Annotated in this window: 16 protein-coding genes; 13 read left to right on the top strand and 3 right to left on the bottom strand. The window is 71.7% G+C overall.

Annotation, left to right across the window (positions count from 1 at the left end; genetic code table 11):
• The first annotated feature begins 19 nt into the window (after positions 1-19).
• From ACFVZW_RS29490 to ACFVZW_RS29465, 6 genes are all read left to right on the top strand, one after another.
• On the top strand, positions 20-1,279 hold the full coding sequence (locus tag ACFVZW_RS29490; protein WP_384527464.1) for a UL36 very large tegument protein: 1,260 nt from the start codon (positions 20-22) through the stop codon (positions 1,277-1,279).
• A 285-nt stretch (positions 1,280-1,564) separates the two neighbouring features.
• Positions 1,565-2,407, top strand: coding sequence for a nitrilase-related carbon-nitrogen hydrolase (locus ACFVZW_RS29485; RefSeq protein ID WP_384527461.1), 843 nt, complete (start codon positions 1,565-1,567; stop codon positions 2,405-2,407).
• Positions 2,404-3,684, top strand: a complete 1,281-nt coding sequence (locus ACFVZW_RS29480; RefSeq protein WP_384527458.1) for an aspartate aminotransferase family protein — start codon at positions 2,404-2,406, stop codon at positions 3,682-3,684. The genes ACFVZW_RS29485 and ACFVZW_RS29480 overlap by 4 nt, the downstream gene beginning before the upstream one ends.
• A 26-nt stretch (positions 3,685-3,710) precedes the next feature.
• A complete protein-coding gene (gene hydA, locus ACFVZW_RS29475; protein WP_384527455.1) occupies positions 3,711-5,114 on the top strand; it encodes a dihydropyrimidinase in 1,404 nt (467 codons plus the stop codon).
• A gap of 9 nt (positions 5,115-5,123) precedes the next feature.
• Positions 5,124-6,122 carry a TIGR03842 family LLM class F420-dependent oxidoreductase gene (locus tag ACFVZW_RS29470; RefSeq protein WP_384527452.1) on the top strand — a complete coding sequence of 333 codons (999 nt, stop codon included), beginning with the start codon at positions 5,124-5,126 and terminating at the stop codon, positions 6,120-6,122.
• Between the two features lie 132 nt (positions 6,123-6,254).
• Positions 6,255-6,569: a hypothetical protein gene (locus ACFVZW_RS29465; RefSeq protein ID WP_384527449.1), complete on the top strand. Its 315-nt coding sequence runs from the start codon at positions 6,255-6,257 to the stop codon at positions 6,567-6,569.
• 94 nt (positions 6,570-6,663) lie between these two features.
• Here the strand turns inward: ACFVZW_RS29465 and ACFVZW_RS29460 are convergent, their stop codons facing one another.
• Positions 6,664-6,837, bottom strand: coding sequence for a CsbD family protein (locus ACFVZW_RS29460; RefSeq protein ID WP_376430717.1), 174 nt, complete (start codon positions 6,835-6,837; stop codon positions 6,664-6,666).
• A 225-nt stretch (positions 6,838-7,062) separates the two neighbouring features.
• On the opposite strand from ACFVZW_RS29460, the gene ACFVZW_RS29455 reads away from it, so the two are divergent.
• From ACFVZW_RS29455 to ACFVZW_RS29445, 3 genes are all read left to right on the top strand, one after another.
• The gene (locus tag ACFVZW_RS29455; RefSeq protein WP_384527447.1) at positions 7,063-8,604 is read left to right on the top strand and encodes an NCS1 family nucleobase:cation symporter-1; all 1,542 of its coding nucleotides are present in this window, start codon (positions 7,063-7,065) and stop codon (positions 8,602-8,604) included.
• Positions 8,605-8,637: 33 nt separating this feature from the next.
• Complete coding sequence (locus tag ACFVZW_RS29450) at positions 8,638-10,068, top strand: amidase (protein ID WP_384527444.1); 1,431 nt, start codon at positions 8,638-8,640, stop codon at positions 10,066-10,068.
• A 183-nt stretch (positions 10,069-10,251) separates the two neighbouring features.
• Positions 10,252-10,665, top strand: a complete 414-nt coding sequence (locus ACFVZW_RS29445; protein WP_384527441.1) for a hypothetical protein — start codon at positions 10,252-10,254, stop codon at positions 10,663-10,665.
• Positions 10,666-10,749: 84 nt separating this feature from the next.
• Here the strand turns inward: ACFVZW_RS29445 and ACFVZW_RS29440 are convergent, their stop codons facing one another.
• Positions 10,750-11,805, bottom strand: a complete 1,056-nt coding sequence (locus ACFVZW_RS29440; RefSeq protein ID WP_384527438.1) for a biotin/lipoate A/B protein ligase family protein — start codon at positions 11,803-11,805, stop codon at positions 10,750-10,752.
• Positions 11,806-11,926: 121 nt separating this feature from the next.
• Here ACFVZW_RS29440 and ACFVZW_RS29435 point away from each other — a divergent pair, with 121 nt between their 5' ends.
• From ACFVZW_RS29435 to ACFVZW_RS29420, 4 genes are all read left to right on the top strand, one after another.
• Positions 11,927-12,763: an inositol monophosphatase family protein gene (locus ACFVZW_RS29435; RefSeq protein WP_384527435.1), complete on the top strand. Its 837-nt coding sequence runs from the start codon at positions 11,927-11,929 to the stop codon at positions 12,761-12,763.
• Positions 12,764-12,826: 63 nt separating this feature from the next.
• Positions 12,827-14,248, top strand: a complete 1,422-nt coding sequence (locus ACFVZW_RS29430) for a phytoene desaturase family protein (protein WP_384527432.1) — start codon at positions 12,827-12,829, stop codon at positions 14,246-14,248.
• Between the two features lie 118 nt (positions 14,249-14,366).
• Positions 14,367-14,891, top strand: a complete 525-nt coding sequence (locus ACFVZW_RS29425; RefSeq protein WP_384527429.1) for an O-acetyl-ADP-ribose deacetylase — start codon at positions 14,367-14,369, stop codon at positions 14,889-14,891.
• 94 nt (positions 14,892-14,985) lie between these two features.
• Positions 14,986-15,537 (top strand): tellurite resistance TerB family protein, encoded by a 552-nt coding sequence (locus tag ACFVZW_RS29420; RefSeq protein WP_384527426.1) that lies wholly within the window; start codon positions 14,986-14,988, stop codon positions 15,535-15,537.
• Positions 15,538-15,609: 72 nt separating this feature from the next.
• Here ACFVZW_RS29420 and ACFVZW_RS29415 read toward each other — a convergent pair whose 3' ends face one another.
• Positions 15,610-16,083, bottom strand: coding sequence for an Lrp/AsnC family transcriptional regulator (locus tag ACFVZW_RS29415; protein ID WP_384527518.1), 474 nt, complete (start codon positions 16,081-16,083; stop codon positions 15,610-15,612).
• Positions 16,084-16,417 lie beyond the last annotated feature (334 nt).

The following is a 16,417-nucleotide window of genomic DNA, read 5'->3' as shown; positions in this document are numbered from 1 at the left end:
CGCGCACCACCTGCGAGACATGGTGGCCCGTCTGCGGCCGGGCGAGGGCTGGTACGGAGTCTTCGCGAGCCGGGACCCCGAGGGGCTGCGCTCCTGCTTCGACGGTACGGAGATCCTGCCCTGGGACGTCGTCGAGTCCCTGCTGCAGGACCTGGGCGAGGCGGGCACCGGCCCCGGGGCCGCCCGGGCGAGGGCGCTGCACACCGCGGCGGCCGCCGCCCACGACCGGCTGCCCGGCGGTGCGGAGGCGCTGCGCGAGCGGCTGACGCTGATGGCGCGGGAGCGGCAGTTCGCCGAGAGCCGGTCCCGCGACCTCGACGCCCGGCTGCGCGCCGACCCGGCCTCTCCGGACGCGCCCGTGCTGAGCGGCGACCTGGCCTGGGCCCAGGACGACCACTCCCGTGCGACCGCCCGCATCGCCGAACTGACCGGCCGCCTGGCCCGATTGACGGGAGGAGCGGAGGGCGGGCGCGGCCCGGTGTGGGCCGCCGCAGGCCCGCCGCTCCGTACGGACCCCGAGCCCGCCCCTGTCGCCGCGCAGCCCCCACCCTCCCGGAAGGGTCCCGCCGCCAAGCGGCGCCCCCGGGGCGCCCGGTACGCGTGGATGGACGAGGTCGAGGAAGCCCCGGAGGCCGTGCCCGTGCCCGACCTGCCCGTGGCCGGGGCGGCTCCGCGCGGCGCCCGTTTCGGCGGTGCCGAGGCGCCGCCCGCCCCGGCTCCCCGTGTCACCTCGCCGAAGGTCGCCGAGGACGCGGCCCGCGCCGCCGGGAACGCGGTCTACGCCCTTCAGCGGCTGCGCTCCCAGGGCCGCGGCGGCGAGGCGCACACACTGCTCTGCGAGGCCGCCGCCGGGCCGCCCGCCTGGCTGCCCGCGCTCGCGGCCGAACTCCACCGCGCCGGCCTCGACGCCGACTGGGCCACCCTGCTCTGGGAGGCGGCCTCGCTGCCGCCCGGTCGGCTCGCGGCCGTCGCGGGCGCGCTCGCCGACGCGGGCCGGGGCCAGGACTGCGACCAACTGCTGCGCCAGGGCGTCGCCCGCCCCGTGGAGGAGCTCGCCGGAGCCTGTGCCGCCCTGCGCGCCGAGGGCCATCATCGCGAGGCGCATGCGCTGCTCGCCGCGTTCGTGCGGGTCCGCACCCCGGAGGACGCCGCCCGGCTCGCCGCCGCCGACCCGCAGGGCCTCGTACCGCAACTCCTGGAAGCCGCCCGCGCGGTGTCCCCGGGCGGCGAACGGGACCTGGTGCATGCGCTGCGCGTCGCGGGACTCGCCGGAGCCTGACGTACGGAAAGCGCCGCCGGACGGCACCGCGGGGCGCCGGAAACCATCGAAAGGCGGTCACCACCGGCGCGTACCGCGGCCGCCGACGCGTACCGACACGTACCGTTGAGGAACGGGACGTGTCGGTGCGTGTCCGACGTGGACCACTCGGGTACGAATCATGATCGACTCCGGCGGTTCCCGGCGGTGGTCTTGCTCCGGGATGGGACGGGGCTTACGTTCTCCTCCTACGCACCGTGTCTACGTGCGTAGAGGCTCTCTGACGCCGCGCCGAAGGAGCAGCTCATGACCGACGTCGTACGCGCCGCACTCGTCCAGGCGACCTGGACCGGCGACACCGAATCCATGATCGCCAAGCATGAGGAGCACGCCCGCGAGGCGGCCCGGCAGGGTGCCAAGGTCATCGGGTTCCAGGAGGTGTTCAACGCCCCCTACTTCTGCCAGGTGCAGGAGCCCGAGCACTACCGCTGGGCCGAGCCCGTCCCGGACGGGCCGACCGTCACGCGGATGAGGGAGCTGGCCCGCGAGACCGGCATGGTGATCGTCGTCCCCGTCTTCGAGGTCGAGGACGCCGGCTTCTACTACAACACCGCCGCCGTCATTGACGCCGACGGCTCCTACCTCGGCAAGTACCGCAAGCACCACATCCCGCAGGTCAAGGGATTCTGGGAGAAGTACTACTTCCGCCCGGGCAACGCGGGCTGGCCGGTGTTCGACACCGCCGTCGGCAAGGTCGGCGTCTACATCTGCTACGACCGCCACTTCCCCGAGGGCTGGCGCCAACTCGGCCTCAATGGCGCACAGTTGGTGTACAACCCGTCGGCCACCTCGCGCGGCCTCTCCTCCTACCTCTGGCAGCTGGAGCAGCCGGCGGCCGCCGTCGCCAACGAGTACTTCGTCGCCGCCATCAACCGGGTCGGGCAGGAGGAGTACGGCGACAACGACTTCTACGGGACCAGCTACTTCGTCGATCCCCGCGGGCAGTTCGTCGGCGACGTCGCCTCCGACAAGACCGAGGAACTCGTCGTACGCGACCTGGACTTCCGCGTCATCGAGGAGGTCCGGCAGCAATGGGCCTTCTACCGAGACCGCCGCCCCGACGCCTACGACGGGCTGGTGCAGCCGTGAACGACCTCTACGACCGCCACCGCGCCGTCATCCCCGACTGGGTCGCCCTCTACTACCAGGACCCCATCGAGATCACCCACGGCGAGGGCCGCCACGTCTGGGACGCCGAAGGGAACCGGTACCTCGACTTCTTCGGCGGCATCCTCACCACCATGACCGCGCACGCACTGCCCGAGGTCACCAAGGCCGTCGCCGAACAGGCCGGCCGGATCATCCACTCCTCGACGCTCTACCTGAACCGGCCGATGGTCGAGCTCGCCGAGCGGATCGCCACCCTCTCCGGCATCCCCGACGCCCGGGTCTTCTTCACCACCTCCGGCACCGAGGCCAACGACACGGCCCTGCTGCTCGCCACCGCGTACCGCCGCTCCAACCAGATCCTGGCGATGCGCAACAGCTACCACGGCCGCTCCTTCTCCACCGTCGGCATCACCGGCAACCGCGCCTGGTCCCCGACGGCCCTCTCCCCGCTCCAGACCCTGTACGTGCACGGCGGCGTCCGCACCCGCGGACCGTACGCGCAGTACACCGACGAGCGCTTCATCGAGGCATGCGTCGCCGACCTGGAGGACCTGCTCGGCCACACGCGGGACGTCGCCGCGCTCATCGCCGAACCCATCCAGGGCGTCGGCGGCTTCACCTCCCCGCCCGACGGGCTCTACGCCGCCTTCCGCCGCGTCCTCGACCGGCACGGCATCCTCTGGATCTCCGACGAGGTGCAGACCGGCTGGGGGCGTACGGGCGACCACTTCTGGGGCTGGCAGGCGCACGACCAGGCGGGCCCGCCCGACGTCCTCACCTTCGCCAAGGGCATCGGCAACGGCATGTCCGTCGGCGGAGTCGTCGCCCGCGCCGAGATCATGAACTGCCTCGACGCCAACTCGATCTCCACCTTCGGCGGTTCGCCGATCACCATGGCCGCCGGCCTCGCCAACCTCGGCCATCTGCTCGAACACGACCTCCAGGGCAACGCCCGCCGCGTCGGCGGGCTGCTCATCGAGCGGCTGAGGGCGGTCGGCGCGGGCGTCGAGTCGGTACGGGAAGTGCGCGGCCGCGGCCTGATGATCGGTATCGAACTGACCCGGCCCGGCACCGACGAGGCCGACCCGGCGGCGGCCACGGCCGTCCTGGAGGCGGCCCGCGAGAACGGACTGCTCATCGGCAAGGGCGGCGGCCACAACACCAGCTCCCTGCGGATCGCCCCGCCGCTCTCGCTCACCGTCGCCGAGGCCGAAGAGGGTGCGGCCATCCTCGAACAGGCCCTCCGAGCCCTCTAGTTCATCCCTACCGAGGGGGACAACCCGTGAGCACCCGCACCCTCATCCGCGGTGGCCTCGTCGTCACCGCCGCCGACGAGATCCACGCAGACGTCCTGATCGAGGACGGCAGGATCGCCGCGCTCGCCGCGCACGGCTCCGACGCGGCCGCCGGCTGGACCGCCGACCGCGTCATCGACGCCACCGACCGCTATGTCATCCCGGGCGGTGTCGACGCCCACACCCACATGGAGCTGCCGTTCGGCGGCACCTTCGCCTCCGACACCTTCGAGACCGGCACCCAGGCCGCCGCCTGGGGCGGCACGACCACCATCGTCGACTTCGCCGTGCAGAGCGTCGGGCACACCCTGCGCGAAGGACTCGACACCTGGTACGCCAAGGCCGACGGCAAGTGCGCCATCGACTACGGCTTCCACATGATCATGTCGGACGTGAACGAGACGACGCTCAAGGAGATGGACCGGCTCGTCCAGGAAGGCGTCAGCTCGTTCAAGCTGTTCATGGCGTATCCGGGGGTCTTCTACTCCGACGACGGACAGATCCTGCGGGCGATGCAGCGGGCCGCCGTCGACGGCGGGCTGATCATGATGCACGCCGAGAACGGCATCGCGATCGACGTCCTGGTCGAACAGGCCCTGGCCCGCGGCGAGACCGACCCCCGCTACCACGGTGAGGTCCGCAAGGTCCTCCTGGAGGCCGAGGCCACCCACCGCGCCATCCAGCTCGCCAGGGTCGCCGGGGCGCCGCTGTACGTGGTCCACGTCTCCGCCGACGAGGCGGTACGGGAGCTGGCGGCGGCCCGGGACATGGGCCTGCCGGTCTTCGGCGAGACCTGTCCCCAGTACCTGTTCCTCTCCACGGACAACCTGGCGGAGCCCGGCTTCGAGGGCGCGAAGTACGTCTGCTCGACACCGCTGCGGCCGAAGGAGCACCAGGCGGCGCTCTGGCGCGGCCTGCGGACCAACGACCTCCAGGTCGTCTCCACCGACCACTGCCCGTTCTGCTTCACCGGCCAGAAGGATCTGGGTCGCGGGGACTTCTCGAAGATCCCCAACGGCCTGCCGGGCGTGGAGAACCGCATGGACCTGCTCCACCAGGCCGTCGTCGACGGGCACATCAGCCGCCGCCGCTGGATCGAGATCGCCTGCGCCAGCCCGGCGCGGATGTTCGGCCTCTACCCGCAGAAGGGCACGATCGCCCCGGGCGCGGACGCCGACGTGGTGATCTACGACCCGCATGCGGTCCAGACCCTGTCGGTGGAGACCCACCACATGAACGTCGACTACTCGGCGTACGAGGGGAAGAGCGTCACCGGTCAGGTCGAGACCGTGCTCTCCCGTGGCGAACTCGTCATCGACCAGCGAAAGTTCACCGGCCGCGCCGGACACGGTGTCTTCACCCCGCGATCCACCTGCCAGTACCTGAACTAGGAGAACGACGTGGACTTCGGACTCGTCCTGCAGACCGACCCGCCCGCCTCGGCGGTCGTCGGCCTCATGCGCCGGGCGGAGCGCAACGGCTTCCGCTACGGCTGGACCTTCGACTCCGCCGTGCTCTGGCAGGAGCCCTTCGTCATCTACAGCCGGATCCTGGAGCACACCACCAAGCTGCACGTCGGTCCCATGGTCACCAACCCGGGCACCAGGACCTGGGAGGTGACCGCCTCCACCTTCGCCACCCTCAACGAGATGTACGGCAACCGGACCGTCTGCGGCATCGGCCGCGGCGACTCCGCGATGCGCGTCGCCGGCCGCAAGCCCAACACCCTCGCCCGGCTGGGGGAGGCCATCGACGTCATCCGCGACCTCGCCGAGGGCCGCGAGGCGCTCGTGGACGACAACCCGATCCGGATCCCCTGGGTACGGGAGGGGAAGCTGCCGGTCTGGATGGCGGCGTACGGCCCCAAGGCGCTCGCCCTCGCCGGACAGAAGGCCGACGGCTTCATCCTCCAGCTCGCCGATCCGTTCCTCACCGAATGGATGGTCAAGGCGGTCCGCCAGGCCGCCACGGACGCCGGCCGCGACCCCGACGCCCTCACCATCTGCGTCGCCGCGCCCGCGTACGTCGGCGACGACCTGGCGCACGCCCGCGAGCAGTGCCGCTGGTTCGGCGGCATGGTCGGCAACCATGTCGCGGACCTGGTCGCCAAGTACGGCGAGCACTCCGACATGGTCCCGGAGGAGCTCACCGCGTACATCAAGAACCGGCACGGCTACGACTACAGCCACCACGGCCGCGCCGGCAACCCGTCCACCGACTTCGTCCCCGACGAGATCGTCGATCGCTTCTGCCTCCTCGGCCCGGCCGAGGCGCACATCGAGAAGCTGCGGCGGCTGCGGGACATGGGCGTGGACCAGTTCGCGGTGTACGCCATGCACGACGCGAAGGAGACGACGATCGACGCGTACGGCTCCGACATCATCCCGGTCCTCAGCTGACCGGCGCCGCCGCCGTGGTGCTTGGGCGGTTCGGGTGACACACGGGAGGGCGGCGAAGGGCGTCGGCGGTGATCGCCCTTCGGGGACGTGCAGACTGCTGCAAGCCCCGAGCCGAGCCCCTGGAGGTAGATCGTGCTGATCAGCCATGTCGTTGAGGACGGAGTCCTGAACGTGCGGATTCTCCGGGACCTGGACATCACGAACCGTGCGGCGGCGGCCCTGCAGATCCAGGCCCTGGTCTACGCCCTCCGGCCTTCCCGTCTCACCGTCGAACTCCCCGTCGCCAACCCCTCGGCGGCGTCGCTCAGCGCCGTGGCCCGGACCCATCGCATGTGCCAGAGCGTCGGCATCTCCTGCGACGTGACCGGGCCGGGCGCCGCTGTCACCGGCCCCCTGCCGGCCTCCGCGCCGCAACGGCTCGAGTTCGGAGCGCGCGGGCATCGGTGACCTCGCCGGCGATCGCCGGCCGGCACCAGGACGCGTCGGGCACCGAGGAGGCCGGATGGGCCTCCCGGTGCCCTGACGTCGTGCGCACAGCCGGTCAGTCCTCGAGCGTGTCCTTGATCTTTTCCTTGGCTTGGCGGGCGTCGCCCTTGGCCTTCTCGGCGCGCCCCTTGGCGGTCATGCGCTCGTTGCCCACGGCCCGACCGACGGTCTCCTGGGTCTTGCCCTTCGCCTGCTCGGCCTTCGCCTTTGCTTTCTGCTCGCCCGACACAATGACCACTTCCGGTGGATGGGGGAACTACGTACTCTTCCGCGACTGACCCGCACGGCCTCCCGCAAACGTCCTGTCGTGCGGCCATTGCTCTCGTCCGGCCCATAGGGCGGCCGGTGGCATCGCTGTTATCGTCAAAAAACGCCCGCTGGACCCCCGCGCCCGCCGAACCCCCCACGCCCCGCACGGCCTCGTTCCGTCCCCGAACGAAGGGTTCCGCCGCTCATGACCGCAACCACGTCCGCCGGAAGACCCGGAACACCCCCTCGCTCCGACGGTCGCGTCGAGCTTCCGCCCGGTACGGCCCCCTCGGATCCCCGGTTCGTCAACGACGACCTCCTGCCCGTTCCCGTCGAGCGGCGCCGCTGGACCACGTACAACTTCGCCGCCCTCTGGGTCGGCATGGCCCACAACATCCCCTCCTGGCTGCTCGCCTCAGGTCTCGTCGCCCTCGGCATGGACTGGAAACAGGCCGTCCTCACCATCGCGTTGGCCAATGTGATCGTCCTCCTGCCGATGCTCCTGACCGGGCACGCGGGACCCAAGTACGGCATCCCCTTCCCTGTCCTCGCCCGCGCGTCCTTCGGGCTGCGCGGGGCCAACCTGCCCGCGCTCATCCGCGCCGGCGTCGCCTGCGCCTGGTTCGGCATCCAGACCTGGATCGGCGGACAGGGGATCTTCATCCTGCTCGACAAGATCTTCGGCGGCTGGTCCGAGGCGGCACGGGTCGGCGGCCAGCCGTGGACGCTGTGGCTCTGCTTCGTCCTCTTCTGGATCCTCGAACTCGCCATCATCTACCGGGGGATGGAGGCGCTGCGCCGCTTCGAGAACTGGGCCGCGCCGTTCGTCATCGTCGGCGCGCTCGTGCTGCTCGTCTGGATCGCCGCCAAGGCGGGCGGGCTGGGGCCGCTGCTCGACCAGCCCTCGAAGCTGGGCTGGGGAGCCGACTTCTGGCCCGTCTTCTTCCCCTCGCTCATGGGGATGATCGCCTTCTGGTCGACGCTGTCCCTGAACATCCCCGACTTCACCCGCTTCGGCGCCGGCCAGCGGGCGCAGATCTGGGGACAGACCCTGGGCCTGCCGACGACCATGACGCTCTTCGCGCTGCTCTCCGTCCTCGTCACCTCCGGCTCGCAGGCGGTATACGGCGCGCCCGTCTGGGACCCGGTCGCGCTCGCCGCGAAGACGGACAACGTCTTCGGACTGCTCTTCGCCCTGGTGACGGTGCTCGTCGCCACGATCTCGGTGAACATCGCGGCGAACGTCGTCTCGCCGGCGTACGACCTCGCCAACCTCGCGCCGAAGGTGGTCGACTTCCGTACGGGCGCGCTGATCACGGGTGTCGTGGGCGTCGTGATCATGCCGTGGAAGCTGACCGAGACGCCCGAGCTGTACATCTTCACCTGGCTCGGCCTGGTCGGCGGGCTGCTCGGTACGGTGGCGGGCATCCTCATCGCCGACTACTGGATCGTCCGCCGGACCGTCCTGGATCTCGCCGGGCTGTACCGGCAGGACGGCCCGTACTGGTACGCGGGCGGCTGGAACCCCGCCGCCGTGCTCGCCTTCGCCGTGGGCGGTGTCCTGGCGGTCGGCGGCTCGCACTCGGCCCCGGGCAAGGGCCCCTTCCCCGAGGACGGGCTCATCCCCTTCCTGAAACCGCTCGCCGACTACGGCTGGGCCGTGGGCCTCGCCACCGCGCTGCTGCTCTACACGGCCCTCATGGCAGGGCGGCGGAAGAGTGGTGACAGGGAAGTTACGCTCCAGTAGGGTTCCGGCAGCCGACGAGACGAGGGGGCTGCCGTGACCACGGCCGACTACACCGGACTGGCCGAACAGGCACGGCAGTTGAGGGAGGGAACGGTCGGCTCGACCGCCGTCGTCCGGGCCGCGCTCGACCGGATCGAGGCCACGCAGCCCACCCTCAACGCCTTCCGCTGCACCCGGCCGGAGGCCGCCCTCGCCGAGGCGGCGGAGGCGGACCGCAGGCTCGCCGCGGGGGAGAGGCTTCCGCTGCTCGGCGTGCCGATCGCCGTCAAGGACGACACCGACGTCGCCGGACTGCCCACCCGCTTCGGCTGCGCCGGGGACATCCCCGACGCGGCCGAGGACGGCGAGGCCGTGCGGCGGCTGCGGGCCGCCGGAGCGGTGATCGTCGGCAAGACCAACGCCTGCGAGCTGGGGCAGTGGCCGTTCACCGAAGGCCCCGCCTTCGGCGCCACCCGCAACCCCTGGAACACCGGCCACACGCCCGGAGGGTCCTCCGGGGGGTCGGCGGCGGCCGTCGCCGCCGGAATCGTGCCCGCCGCGCTCAGCTCCGACGGCGCCGGCTCCATCAGGATCCCGGCCGCCTGGACCCATCTCGTCGGCATCAAGCCGCAGCGCGGCCGGGTCTCCGTCCATCCGTACGACGACTGCTTCCAGGGCCTGACCGTCAACGGCCCGCTCGCCCGGACCGTCCGCGACGCCGCGCTGCTCCTCGACGCGGTCGCCGGGCCGCACACGGGGGACCGGTTCCGGCCGACCGTCGTCGACGCCTCGGGCGCCGCGCGCCGCGAGCCCGGGCGGCTGCGCATCGCGCTCGCCTGGCGGGCGCCCTTCACCGCCACGTACAACCCCCTCGACGCAGGGATACGCCGGTCCGTGGCCGACCTGGCCGAAGCGCTTGCCGGACTCGGCCACACCGTGGAGGAGGCACGCCCGCGCTATGGCCACATCGGGCTGAGCTTCCTGCCCCGTGCCACCGCCGGAATCGCCGAGTACGCCGACCGGCACCCCGAGCCCGCGCTGCTCGACCCGCGCACCCGCAGCGCCGCCCGCACCGGTCACCTCCTCGGCGGCCGCCTCCTGCGAGCGGCCCGCGCCCGCGAGGCACACCAACACCGCAGGATCGGCGCGCTCTTCGACGCGTACGACGTCCTGCTCACCCCGACGACGGCCGTGCCGCCGCCCCGGATCGGCACCTTCGACGCGATGCCGGCCTGGCGCACCGACCTGACGATGGCATCGGCCTGCCCCTACGCCTGGCCGTGGAACGTCCTCGGCTGGCCCGGCGTGAACGTCCCCGCCGGCTTCACGCCCGACGGCCTCCCGGTCGGGGCGCAGCTCCTCGGCCCGGCGGGCAGCGAACCGCTGCTGATCTCGCTCGCGGCCCAACTGGAGGACGACCGGAAGTGGTTCGCCCACCGCCCGCCGGAGACGGTCCAGTCGGGCGGGTCATCCTCACTAAAGTGAAACCTGGTTGGGGTGCGTGGCTCGTCAAGCAGGAGCAATAGTGATGGAGTTGGCAATCTCTGGGGCGTGGTTTCACTAAAGGTGATGCGCGGCTTGGGCTCAACGGGATATACCTAGGGGTGCCTCAACACCTGCAGGGGCACGTTGAGTTCGGTTGATCTTCTCTGAAGGAGCAACGAAGCCATGAGCAAGTTCGGCAAGCTGGCCGCCGTCGCGGCGACCGCCACCGCACTCGTCGCGATCGCCGGGAGCCCGGCGACCGCCGCGGACACGGCGTACAACACCCGCAATGTGTACCTGGACGGGATTCCGCTGCCCTCCGACGACCAGGCGTGTGTCAGCAGGAGCATGACCCTGGCCTCGGGTTGGTACACGTGGACGCAGATCTACGACGCCGCCCGCAACCCCAGCCGCGACCTCTACCTGGCGTCAGGCACGTACACCTGGACCGACTGCATCGTGGCCGGGAACGGTGACTACGACCAGACCTCCAGCCTGAGCAAGCCCGGTTCGGCCACCGCGGTGCTCAACGACACGAACCTTCCCTTCACCAGGGGCACGCACACCTTCGGCTCGCTGCTCGACCCGCACTTCTGATCGCCGACCGCGAGTCGGACTGAACGACCCTGAACGACCTCTCCCGGCCGGCGTCCTTCCCCCCGGCCGGGAGAGGGCACGTCGCTATGGAACCCGGGCCGTCCACTCCCGCGTGCCGAACTTGGCGGCGGCCAGCTCCTTCGCCCGCCCCATCTCCTCCTCCGTCACCCGGCCGTCCGACAGGCCGTACCGGTCACGGAAGGAGCCGATCATCCGCTCGATCACCGCCTCGCGCGGCAGACCCGTCTGACGGCGCAGCGGATCCACCCGCTTCCTCGCGCTCTTCGTCCCCTTGTCGGAGAGCTTCTCGCGGCCGATGCGCAGCACGTCCGTCATCTTGTCGGCGTCGATGTCGTACGCCATCGTCACGTGGTGCAGGACGGCGCCCTCGCCCGTCACCATCCGCTTCTGCGCCGCGCCCGCGATCTTCCCGGCGTCCGTGGCGATGTCGTTCAGCGGCTGGTACCAGGCCTTGACCCCCATGTCGCCGAGCGCGCCGAGCACCCAGTCGTCGAGGTAGGCGTAGCTGTCGGTGAAGGAGAGACCCTGGACCAGGGCGTCGGGCACCGGCAGGGAGTACGTGATGGTGTTGCCCGGTTCGATGAACATCGCGCCACCACCGCTGATGCGGCGCACCACCTGGAAGCCGTGCCGCTCGGCCGCCTCCGGGTCCACCTCATTGCGCAGCGACTGGAAGCTTCCGATGACGACGGCCGGCGCGCCCCACTCCCAGACCCGCAGGGTCGGCGGGCGGCGGCCCGCCGCGACCTCGGCGGTGAGGACCTCGTCCAGGGCCATGTGCAGGGCGGGGGACTGGGGCGGCTCGTGGATCAGCTGCCAGTCGTAGTCGGTCCAGTCCGTCGCATGCGCCAGTGCCCTGCGGACCGCGACGCCGATGCCTTCCGTGGTCAGCCCGTACATCTCCGTGCCGGGCGGCAGCGCCGCGTCGATCCGGGCCGCGAGCCCCGACGCGTCGGTGTCGACAGGGGCGCCCTCCAGGGCGCGGTCGATGGCGAGGATCGCCTCGTCCGGCTCCAGGAAGAAGTCCCCCGCGACCCGGACGTCCGCGAGGGCGCCGTCCCGCGTCTCCAGATCGACGACCACCAGCTTGCCGCCCGGAACCTTGTACTCGCCGTGCACGGACCCTCCCTCTCCCCGATTCCCCGTAAGGGGTGAACCGGTCCAAAGCGTACTCCGCGGGGAAACGGAGGGTTAAGGGACGGACGGCCGACATGTCAGACCGACGTGCTTAGCTGGACGCATGACCGATGACTTCCTTGACCACATCCTCGCCGGTGGTACGACCGAGGTGGAGGAGGCGGTCCGCAAGGCGGCCGCGGCCGAGATCACGCCGCGCTTCCGCCAGCTCGCCGCGCACGAGATCGTCGAGAAGAACGGACCGCACGACCTGGTGACGGTCGCCGACCGGGCCGCGGAGGAGCATCTCACCGCGTCCCTGACGGCGCTCCTGCCCGGCTCCGTGGTCGTCGGCGAGGAGGCAGTCCACGCCGACCCCGCGGTCTACGAGGCGCTGCAGGGAGAGGCTCCGGTCTGGATCGTCGACCCCGTCGACGGCACGCGCCAGTTCGTGCGCGGAGAGTCCGGCTTCTGCAGCCTGGTGGCGCTCGCACGGCGCGGCGAGCTGCTCGCCTCCTGGACGTTCGCGCCCGCTCTGGACGAGATGGCGGTCGCGGTGCGCGGACGCGGGGCGACGCTCAACGGAGCGCCGATACGCTCCGGCTCACCGGCGCCCGGGGCGGTCCTGGAGGTCGCCACCTCCCACCCCGACTACACCACCGAGGACCAGAAGCAGGCCCTGCTCGGCCTGGACATTGAGGGTGTCCGCCCGCGCCCCTGCGGTTCGGCCGGACTGGAGTATCTGGACGTGGCCCGGGGCGTCCTCGACGCGACCGCCTTCTCCTGGGAGTACGCCTGGGACCACGCGGCCGGACTGCTCCTGGTGACCGAGGCGGGCGGCGCCCACACGACCGTCGCCGGCGAGCCGTTCCGCATCACCGGGGGCAACGCGCTGCCGTTCACGGCGGCGCGCGATGCGGCCACCGCGGACCGGATCCGGACACTGCTGCGGGGGCGGTGAGCTCCGAAGGGGCCCAGGAATATCCTGGGAGCCTTGGCCATCGGCTGACGAAGGAGTCCGAAGGTGCCGTCGATGCTCGATGCCGTCGTCGTGGGGGCGGGACCCAACGGACTGACCGCCGCGGTGGAGCTGGCCCGACGAGGCTTCTCCGTCGCCGTGTTCGAGGCCGGGTCGACCGTGGGCGGGGGGGCCAGGACCGAGGAGCTGACGCTCCCCGGCTTCCTGCACGACCCCTGTTCGGCCGTGCACCCGCTGGGATTCGGCTCACCCGTCTTCAAGACGATGCCGCTGGACCGGTACGGCCTCGAGTGGCTGCACCCCCGACTCCCCATGGCCCATCCCTGGGACGACGGCACCGCCGCCGTGCTCTCCCGGTCCGTCGCCGAGACCGCCGCCTCCTTCGGGCCGCGTGACGCCGGGACGTACCGCCGTCTCGTCGCCCCGTACCTCGGCAAGTGGGACACCCTGGCACGGGACTTCATGTCCCTGCCGCTCACCGCGCTGCCCCGGGACCCGATCACGCTCGCCCGGTTCGGCCTCGACGGAATGCGGCCCTCGACCTGGCTCCTGCGCCGATTCAAGGACGAGAAGGCGCGTGCCCTGTTCGCCGGACTCGTCGGTCATGTCATCGCCCCGCTGGGCGGGTTCGCCACCACGGCGGTCGGTCTCGTCTTCGCGCTGGCCGCCCACGAGGGCGGCTGGCCGATGCCGCGCGGCGGCTCCCAGTCGATCTCGGACGCCCTCACCGCGTATCTGAAGGACCTGGGCGGCGCCGTCCACACCGACTACGAGGTCAAGCGGCTCGACGACCTGCCGCCGGCCCGCGCGTACGTCTTCGACACCTCGCCCACCGCCCTCGCCCGGATCGCCGGCTTCGGCGGCTACTACGACCACTACCGGTACGGCGCGAGCGTCTTCAAGATCGACTACGCGCTGGACGGCGCCGTGCCGTGGACGGCGGAGGCACCCCGCCGGGCCGGCACCGTCCAGATCGGGCCCACCAGCGGCGAGATCGCCGCCGCGCTGAACCAGGCGTCCTCCGGTACGGCCCCCCGCACGCCCTTCCTCATCACCGCCCAGCCCAGCCTCGTCGACCCCGGCCGCGCCCCCGAGGGCAAGCAGTCCTTCTGGGTGTACGGCCATGTGCCGAACGGCTGGCAGGGCGACCTCACCGATGCCGTGGAGCGCCAGATCGAGCGCTTCGCCCCCGGCTTCCGCGACCTGGTCCTGGCCCGCGCCACCGCCGGACCGCCCGAACTCGCCGCCCGCAACGCCAACTACGTGGGCGGGGACATCGCCTGCGGCGCGGCCCGCGGACTCCAACTGCTGCTGCGCCCCAAGCTGTCGCCGCGTCCGTACCACACCCCGCACCCGGCGGTCTTCCTCTGCTCCGCCGCCACCCCGCCGGGCCCGGGCGTGCACGGCATGTCCGGCCACAACGCGGCCAAGGCGGTCTGGCGCCGGCTGCGCGCGACACGGAACTGACGACCGTACGGCGGGCGGTGTCCGTACGGGCCTCGGCGGTTGCCCGAGGTGCCGGCGGCCGTCCCTGCCGTACGAAATCCCGAGGGCGTCGTCGCGAGGACGGCGCGATGATGGCTCCATGAGCACAAAGCCGTCCCTCGTCCTCGTCTTCGGTGACATCACGGACCAGCACGCCGACGCCGTCGTCAACGCGGCGAACTCCTCCCTGCTCGGCGGGGGCGGCGTCGACGGCGCGATCCACCGCAGGGGCGGCCCCGAGATCCTGGCGGAGTGCCGCGCGCTCAGAGCCGGCCACTACGGCAAGGGCCTGCCCACCGGCAAGGCGGTCGCCACGACGGCGGGACGGCTCGACGCGCGCTGGGTGATCCACACCGTCGGCCCGGTCTGGTCCCGGGACGAGGACCGGTCGGAGTCGCTGGCCTCCTGCTACCGCGAGGCCCTCCGGGTGGCCGACGAGCTGGGCGCCCGTACCGTCGCCTTCCCCGCCATCTCCACCGGGATCTACGGCTGGCCCATGGACGACGGCGCCCGCATCGCCGTAGAGACCGTGCGGAGCACGGAGACCGCCGTCGAGGAGGTCAGGTTCGTCCTCTTCGACGAGGAGGCGTACCGGGCCTTCGCCCTGGCGGTCCGCGCCTCGTAGCCCCGGCGGGGGAACTCGGAAGGGCCGGCAGCCGTTTCCAGGGGGACGCGCGGAACACGCGTGTGCGGACGAACGGCTAGCCGAGGTGGCACGGATGGCGATGTGGGACCGGATCAAGGACCAGGCCAAGGGGCTCCAGCAGCAGGCGCAGGGAGCACGGAGCGCCGGAGGCCACGGACAGCCGGGCGCGGGGTCGCGCGGAGGATCGAAGGCCCAGCTCGTCGGCGTCCTCAAGACCCAGCTCGCCTCCCTGAAGACGGAGCTCAAGAGCGGCGCCTACCGGGACGCGAGCATGGCCATGTGCGCGCTGGTCGCGGCCGCCGACGGGTCGGTCGATCCGGTGGAGCGGCAGCATGTGGAGTCGCTCATCCTGCAGAACGACGTCCTGCGGAACTTCCCGCCCGACCAGCTGCGGCAGCGGTTCAACAAGCACGTCGACCAGTTGACGTACAACTTCCAGCAGGGCAGGACGGAGGCCCTGCAGGAGATCGCCAAGGCGGCGAAGAAGCCCGTGGAGGCCAAGGCGGTCGTGCAGACCGGCTTCGTCGTCGCCGGCGCGGACGGCTACATCGCCCCGGCCGAGGAGCAGGTCCTCCGGGAGGCGTGCGCGGCACTCGGCGTCTCCCCGCAGGAGTTCGGCCTCTGACGCGGTCGGCCGGCGCCGGGGTGGTCGCCCCGGCCGCCGGCCGGTGACGGCGGCTTTGGACCACGGGAGAACTCAGCCCCGAGCGATTCCGCCCGGAGCCGTCGGGCGCGGGTAGATCCTGGACTGCTTCACGCTGCCGAAGGCGAAGCTGGACTCGATGGACGCGATACCGGGGATGGCGTGGATCCGGTTGCGCACCAGCGCCTCGTACGCCTCCAGGCTCTCGATCACGACCCTGAGCAGGTAGTCGCTGCTGCCGGCCATCAGATAGCAGTCCTGGATGTGCTCGATGAGGCCGACGTGCTCCTCGAACACGTTGACGGCCTCGGCGGTGTGGCGTTCCAGCCGGATCCGTACGAAGACGGTGATCGGCAGGCCGAACGCGACCTGGTCCACCATGGCCGTGTAGCCGCGGATCAGGCCCGCCTCCTCCAGGCGGCGCACCCGGCGCAGACACGGCGAGGGGGACAGTCTGATCCGGTCGGCGAGATCCTGGTTGGACAGCCGGCCGTCCTGCTGCAACTCGTGGATGATCTGCAGGTCCACCGCGTCCAATGCCGCTCCCTCGTCGTTCCTTGGCAGATTCTGCCCCCACACTAGAGCTGGAGGGCAGAACTGGCAATCGGCTGCCCCGCTGAAAGCTCTACCGTTGCTTCGAGCAGCGGTGCGAGCGGGAGGACTCTTCGGTGGGCGGGATACGAACGGCGGGGGCACCGCCCGTGGAGCCGACGCGCCGCGTCGGCCGGACCGGGTCGCGCTGGCCCCCCCCCCGGGGCGCGCGCGCCCGCGCGGGCCCCCGGGGGGCGCCGCTGGCCGGTACACTCTGGGGCGCCGGCCCCGAGGTCATCACGGTGTAGGCTAGCGCTCGGATCACCCTGGC

The organism is Streptomyces sp. NPDC059567 (assembly GCF_042735655.1).
GTDB lineage: Bacteria > Actinomycetota > Actinomycetes > Streptomycetales > Streptomycetaceae > Streptomyces.
Note: the sequence above shows the minus strand (reverse complement) of the source record. Positions and strands in the feature narration are given on the sequence as shown.